Source organism: Motilimonas thetidivivens (genome assembly GCF_046452435.1).
GTDB lineage: Bacteria > Pseudomonadota > Gammaproteobacteria > Enterobacterales > CBDFNC01 > Motilimonas.
The window spans coordinates 1-620 of sequence record NZ_JBKFDK010000063.1 but is presented as its reverse complement, the minus strand read 5'-3'; the positions used below and the strand labels follow the sequence as shown (position 1 = coordinate 620).

Below are 620 nucleotides of genomic sequence, written 5' to 3'. Positions count from 1 at the left end.
GTGCGTGAACAGCTGCGAATGATGACATTACGCGCATCCATTGCCGTCAATGGTCGCAGTGTTGTTTTGTATGAACGTACCTTTGAATTCAAGCATTACAACTCTCCTCGCAGCCATCAACGTTTCTTGGATGAATTAAAACAAGTGATGCCACCCAGTTGCACGCCCATTCTGATCACCGATGCCGGTTACCGAAATACTTGGTTTCGCCAAGTTGAAGCACTTGGTTGGTATTGGCTTGGCCGTTTACGCGGTGAGGTGGGTGTAAAGCTAGCCAAGCAAGGCTGGCTATCGAATAAAAGCTTTTTCACCAAAGCGAATACACAGCCTCAGCACCTCGGACCTGCTGTCATCGCAAAGAAGAGTCCTCTTGCATGCCAGCTTTATTTGTACAAAGGGGCTGATAAGAAACGCAAAGGTAAGAGGCATCGCCGAACGGGTCAAAAGCATTCTGCTCAACACTTATATCAACGTTCAGCGAAAGAGCCTTGGATGCTTGCCACCAACTTGCCTCCCGCCATGTTTACAGCAAAACAAGTCGTTAAACTCTACGCCAAACGGATGCAAATCGAAGAATCATTTCGGGACTTAAAAAGCCCTGCTTATGGCTTTGGCTTACG

General features: G+C 47.6%; 1 protein-coding gene. It reads left to right on the top strand.

Going from position 1 to position 620, the window contains the following annotated elements; all coding sequences use genetic code 11:
* On the top strand, window positions 1-620 hold a 620-nt coding region (locus ACK8OT_RS19240; RefSeq protein ID WP_410198127.1), incomplete at both ends, for an IS4 family transposase.